Annotated in this window: 5 protein-coding genes; 3 read left to right on the plus strand and 2 right to left on the minus strand. The window is 57.9% G+C overall.

Going from position 1 to position 5,324, the window contains the following annotated elements; all coding sequences use genetic code 11:
- Positions 1-303: 303 nt before the first annotated feature.
- Positions 304-1,008: an aquaporin Z gene (aqpZ, locus tag PspCFBP13528_RS23870; RefSeq protein ID WP_065953188.1), complete on the plus strand. Its 705-nt coding sequence runs from the start codon at positions 304-306 to the stop codon at positions 1,006-1,008.
- A 71-nt stretch (positions 1,009-1,079) separates the two neighbouring features.
- On the opposite strand, the gene tal is transcribed toward aqpZ, so the two are convergent.
- Complete coding sequence (tal, locus tag PspCFBP13528_RS23875) at positions 1,080-2,003, minus strand: transaldolase (protein WP_137201661.1); 924 nt, start codon at positions 2,001-2,003, stop codon at positions 1,080-1,082.
- Positions 2,004-2,380: 377 nt separating this feature from the next.
- Complete coding sequence (locus tag PspCFBP13528_RS23880) at positions 2,381-2,632, minus strand: DUF3077 domain-containing protein (protein ID WP_065895963.1); 252 nt, start codon at positions 2,630-2,632, stop codon at positions 2,381-2,383.
- A 553-nt stretch (positions 2,633-3,185) separates the two neighbouring features.
- On the opposite strand from PspCFBP13528_RS23880, the gene PspCFBP13528_RS23885 reads away from it, so the two are divergent.
- Together PspCFBP13528_RS23885 and PspCFBP13528_RS23890 are read left to right on the plus strand one after the other, a co-directional pair.
- Positions 3,186-4,592, plus strand: coding sequence for a PAAR domain-containing protein (locus PspCFBP13528_RS23885; RefSeq protein ID WP_101221323.1), 1,407 nt, complete (start codon positions 3,186-3,188; stop codon positions 4,590-4,592).
- Positions 4,589-4,981, plus strand: coding sequence for a hypothetical protein (locus tag PspCFBP13528_RS23890; protein ID WP_065953192.1), 393 nt, complete (start codon positions 4,589-4,591; stop codon positions 4,979-4,981). Before PspCFBP13528_RS23885 ends, PspCFBP13528_RS23890 begins: the two co-directional genes overlap by 4 nt.
- Positions 4,982-5,324 lie beyond the last annotated feature (343 nt).

The following is a 5,324-nucleotide window of genomic DNA, read 5'->3' on the forward strand; positions in this document are numbered from 1 at the left end:
GCCGGGTTGCCCACGGATTCAAGCCTGCGTTCGGCCAGCGTGGTTTAACGGGGCGCCTAAGATCAAAAGCAGATCAAGATCAAGATCAAGAGCGACTCGCTGCGCATCGTGGTTAGCGGGTTGGCGGGTTGGCGTTGGCCGCTGCAGATTTGGATAGTTTGTCCCCGGTGGCACAAGCAGCCGCCGGACATTGCTGATCCGGCGCCTGACTAAAACCGGACAATTCCTACAGGATCCATCAATGCCCATTGCTACCGTCTCGCGGGACCGCCCACCTCCTGTGGTGACGGCACGTGAACAGCAATGGAGTCGATTGTGCAAAAGCGTTTGATCGCAGAACTTCTGGGGACTTTCTGGCTGACCTTCTGCGGGTGTGGCAGTGCCATTCTGGCGGCGGCATTTCCACAGTTGGGCATTGGCTTTGCAGGGGTGTCGCTGGCGTTTGGTCTGACGGTATTGACCATGGCCTATGCCGTGGGCGGTATTTCCGGCGGGCATTTCAACCCGGCGGTGACCATTGGTCTATGGGCCGGGCGCCGTGTGTGCGGTGCGGATGTGCTGCCTTACATCGCGGCGCAGGTGAGTGGGGCCATTGTGGCTGCCGCGGCACTGTACTTGATCGCCAACGGCCAGCCCGGTTTTGAACCGGGCGGATTTGCCGCCAACGGCTATGGTCCGTTGAGTCCCGGCCACTTCGACATGAAGTCCGCAGCCCTGGCCGAGCTGATTGCCACGTTCTTCTTTGTGTTGATCATCATGCGCGTCACGGCCCCGGGCGCGGTGGCCGGTTTTGCGCCTATCGCCATCGGCCTGGCGCTGACCCTGATTCACCTGGTGCTGATTCCGGTGAGCAATACGTCGGTCAACCCCGCGCGGAGCACCGGGCCGGCGTTGTTTGCCGAGGGGCAATACCTGTCACAGCTCTGGTTGTTCTGGCTGGCGCCAATCGCCGGTGGGGTGATGGGGGCGTTGGCAGGGCGTGCGTTGGATGATCGCCCGGAAAACTGATGCTGGCGGGCCAAATGCAGGCGGGGGCGTGCTCCCGCCTGCACTTTTTGACCGCGTTCGGTCTTGCTGTTTCACAGCGCAGCCAGCACGGCCTCGAGTTTCTCCTGATCCCTGGCAAACTGGCGAATCCCTTCGGCCAGCTTTTCGGTGGCCATCGCATCCTCATTGGAAGCCCAGCGAAATTGCGCTTCAGTCAACCGCTGACGTGCTTCACCGTCGGCGCCTGGCGCCAGCTTGCGTTGCAGTGGGCCGCTATCCTCATCCAGCTTTTGCAGCAGTTCCGGGCTGACGGTCAGGCGATCGCAGCCGGCCAATTGCTCGATCTGGCTCAGCGTGCGAAAGCTTGCGCCCATCACCACGGTGTCGATCCTGTTGGCCTTGTAGTAGTTGTAGATACGCGTCACCGACTGCACGCCCGGGTCGTCCGCGCCGGTGTAGTCCAGGCCGGTGTGCTTGCGGTACCAGTCGTAAATGCGGCCTACGAACGGTGAAATCAGAAACACACCGGCATCGGCGCAGGCCTGGGCCTGGGCGAAGGAGAACAGCAGCGTCAGATTGGTCTGGATGCCGGCTTTTTCCAGGCGTTCGGCGGTGCGGATACCCTCCCAGGTGGACGCCAATTTGATCAGCACGCGGTCGCGACCGACGCCGGCCTGGTCATAGAGGGCGATCAACTGATTGGCTTTGGCCCACAGCGCGTCTTCATCGAAGGACAACCGTGCATCGACCTCGGTGGAGATACGTCCCGGAATCACCTTGAGAATGCCGCAGCCCACCGCCACGGAAAACTGATCGCAGGCCAGGCCCAGGTCGCCTTTGGACAGGTCGAGTGCGCTGCGCAGGATTTCGCCGTAATGCTCGATGGCCGAGGCCTTGAGCAGCAACGAGGGGTTGGTGGTGGCATCCACCGGGCGCAGACGGCTGATGGCTTCCAGGTCGCCGGTGTCGCAGACCACGGTGGTGAATTGCTTGAGTTGTTCGAGTTTGGACGTCATGCGTGCAGGCCTCCGATAAGGGTTGGCGCAAACCCCTGTTGTACCACTTCCCGAGCAGTAATCGATGCATTCAGACAGGCGACACAGGCCAAATGTGGGAGGGGGCAAGCCCCCCGATGACGGTGAGTCAGATACAGATTAATTGGTGACCCGTCGCATCGGGAGCAAGCCCCCTCCCACCGGGGTTATGGGGTGCTGGCGGGTCCGGGTTGCAGGCAATCCAGTGCGCGGCGCGGTCGGCGAGGGTGCTGGCCATGTCGCTCAAGATCAGGCGACACAGGCCAATGTGGGAGGGGGCTTGCCCCCGATGACGGTGGGTCAGATACGGATTGATTGGCTGACCCACCGCATCGGGGGCAAGCCCCCTCCCACATGGGTTATGGGGTGCTGGCAGGTCCGGGTTGCAGGCAATCCAGTGCGCGGTCGGCAAGGGTGCGGGCCATGTCGATCAAGTGGGCGGTGGAACAGGCCATGTCGCGTCGGGTGCCTTTGAGGCCTTCGGCGGTTTCGGTGGCCGTGGTGGCGGCGCAGCGTAGCAGCGAGGAAATGTTGGCGATGGCGTCTTCGAAACTCAGGTCTTCGTGGGCAACGAACACCGGATAGGGTGGATCGGGGACGATTTTGCTCATGCGTGAAGCTCCTGCCTGGATTGGAAGCCATTCTCTTGCCGATCTCACACGTCAAAAGGTGGCAGCTATGTGCGGGGTGAGATACCGGAAAGCAGGACCCGGCCAGACCGAAGTCTGCCCGCACATAGCCGCCATAGACGGTTGTAGCGCATGGCGCCTGCTCATACACGGGATCTCACACCCGTCGCTGATATGCAGCGACGAAGCGAGGGCTAGCCAGTGCATTGAGCAGGCGCAAGGCCGAAGGATTGCCTAGGAAACGTCCTGCAAATTAAAGGGATATGGCTTGCTGGCCTTTAACAATGCATGTCGAGCAGGCGATGCAGATAAGGGAAATGATTACTGACTGGGCCGTCAGCGATCTATCAGATGTTTACGACGAAAACCTCGGAATCGTCCGACTTTACCCTAAGTAAATCCCTCTCCAAAGTTTGGCTTGCCACTGACTTCCTCGTTCTCCTTTACCTCGATTGAAATGCGTCATGCATCAGGTTTCTTATCGAGACGAGCAGGGAAATTCGGACAAAAAACTTCATGGACAAAGGAAAAAACAATGAGCGTAGGTTATTTCATTGGCCTGGGTGACAAGACCACCTGCGGCGGGGAAGTGCTGGATGGAGATAGAAGAATCAACATCCATGGCCTTCTCCACGCGTGCGAAGGTGACCGCGTCACCTGTGGCAAGGATGGGCAAACTTATAAGATCTTCGGTGGCATTTCCTTCATGAACAGCCATGGCCGGCTGATGGCCGGTACGCTGGATAGTTACAGCGATTGTCCCTGTAAAGCCGAGCTGATTCCTTCGGTGTTGTCAGCTCAATATGGGAAAGATAGCAGCGCTACGAATTCCGCCAGAGAGGCAGCTGTGCCGGTCCGAGCAGCTACCAACGGATCAGCGCCCTCTCAAGGCGCTTATGCAACACCAAGCCGTTCAGTCCCGCCTGCATTTAACGGTCTATCCGGCCAGGACCCAGGTTTTTATATCGTGCCCAAAAGCATCAGCCGCGAGGTTTTGGAGGCGACTCTTTTTCCAGATCTCGATCCGGCCGTGATGCGTAAATTTCAAACGCTGAACCCCAACACAGGCAACGTCAAAGCCGGTTCGATGATCGTGCTCAGCGATCCGAATAACACCTCCTGCACCTATCAGGAAGCGCAATTGATGCAGGCCGCTCAGCAGGTCGATGCTTCCCTGCATTCCCTGACGCCGGGCGAGGCCGACTTTCTGTATCGCCATGGTGCCGAGATTGCCGGTTTCATCAGCCACACCTCAACCTGGCTGGGCGTCAGCGCGGTGATGATGGAGAAGCACCTGAGTAATCTGCGCGACACGCTCCAGGCCATGGAACGGCTGCATCAGCAAAACTATCGACAGTATGGGCATCTTAGATCACCGCAGTTTTTTGCTGATCGTCAGCGTCTTATGAGCCAGCTGGATGCCCATTTACTTAACTCAACTCGGTTACGCGGCCAAACAACCCTGGGCGATCACCCCAAGTTGAAAACGGCCCTTGGAATATCCAGTCGAAGTTTGGTGCATCACTGGGACAAGGCAGGTGGGCCAGGGCAGATTCCGGGGTATGCCGCTCATGTAGAAGCAACCAGCCGCGCACTCAGATACATGACGGCGGGTGGTTACATTGGAATTGGCCTTGGTGGCGTATCCTCCTCGTTGGCGATACAACAGGTTTGCAATAACGATTCCGAGGCGGCTTGCGAAAAGATCAAGTTCACAGAGGGTGGAAAGTTCACCGGTTCTGTTGGTGGCGGTGCATTTGGCGGATGGGCAGGTGGCATTGCCGGTAGTGCGGTCTGCCTTGGACTTGGTGTTACGACAGGTATCGGAGGTGTTGTCTGTGTCGCGGCTTTGGTTGGGACCGGCGCATGGGTGGGTACGACTATCGGTGGTAAAGGTGGCGAAATGGGCGGAGAGATTTTGTATGAGAAAAGTTTGCCATGACGACGGAAGAGTTTTGGAAATCCTGGCTGGCTTTCTGGATCGTCGCTGGCGGCCCGCTCCTGCTTGGATTTACTGGCCTCGCATTCAGCCTTTACCTCACCCACCGTCACTTGGACGCCATCAAGGAGGCTTTGAAAAACAGCCGTTATATCTACCTTTGGGGAGACAGCCTCGGGAAGCGAGGTTTGATTTGGTCTCTTTTGGAAATGTCAAAAATCGCTGGAATGATCTTGTTGCCAAAATCCCATATTCGCGTAGGCGACTTGGACCCTGTCGACTTTAAAAACTTTCCACCCTATCTAAAACGGTATCTCACAATCGTTACGACGATGATCTTTACCGCCATGATTTGGATGGCAGCTGTAGCCATTGCTTTGGAGTTCAGGTAGCTCAACTGGGCCTCACCCGAGGCCCGACATCAGCAAAAATCACGTGCGATTGCGTCCCCATAAAGGACGGAAATTTGCTTACGAACCGCACTGGCCCTGAGGTCACCACGAGCGGTCTTTGCCCTAAACCAACCTCCCCCCGGAACCATTCCCCACTTCCCTTGTCCCCGCTTCCCATGTCACTCCCCACCCCGCAAATCCCTTAATTTTCCAAGCCTGCCGGAAGCCTCTCCAGGCCCCCGGCTGCGCCCGTTGTTTTTTCAGGGCGCAGAGCAGCCGATTCAAGCGGCAAAACTGAATACGGACATTCTCTTCAACCGTGACTTATCAGGCAGGTTTCCCC

Origin of the sequence: Pseudomonas sp. CFBP13528, assembly GCF_005233615.1 — a bacterium.
GTDB classification, from domain to species: Bacteria; Pseudomonadota; Gammaproteobacteria; order Pseudomonadales; family Pseudomonadaceae; genus Aquipseudomonas; species Aquipseudomonas fluorescens_AM.

Bases quoted from the DNA above. Each gene is read 5' to 3' on its own strand.
- tal (WP_137201661.1), bottom strand. From the start codon at position 2,003: ATGACGTCCAAACTCGAACAACTCAAGCAATTCACCACCGTGGTCTGC.
- aqpZ (WP_065953188.1), top strand. From the start codon at position 304: ATGGAGTCGATTGTGCAAAAGCGTTTGATCGCAGAACTTCTGGGGACT.
- PspCFBP13528_RS23890 (WP_065953192.1), top strand. From the start codon at position 4,589: ATGACGACGGAAGAGTTTTGGAAATCCTGGCTGGCTTTCTGGATCGTC.
- PspCFBP13528_RS23880 (WP_065895963.1), bottom strand. From the start codon at position 2,632: ATGAGCAAAATCGTCCCCGATCCACCCTATCCGGTGTTCGTTGCCCAC.
- PspCFBP13528_RS23885 (WP_101221323.1), top strand. From the start codon at position 3,186: ATGAGCGTAGGTTATTTCATTGGCCTGGGTGACAAGACCACCTGCGGC.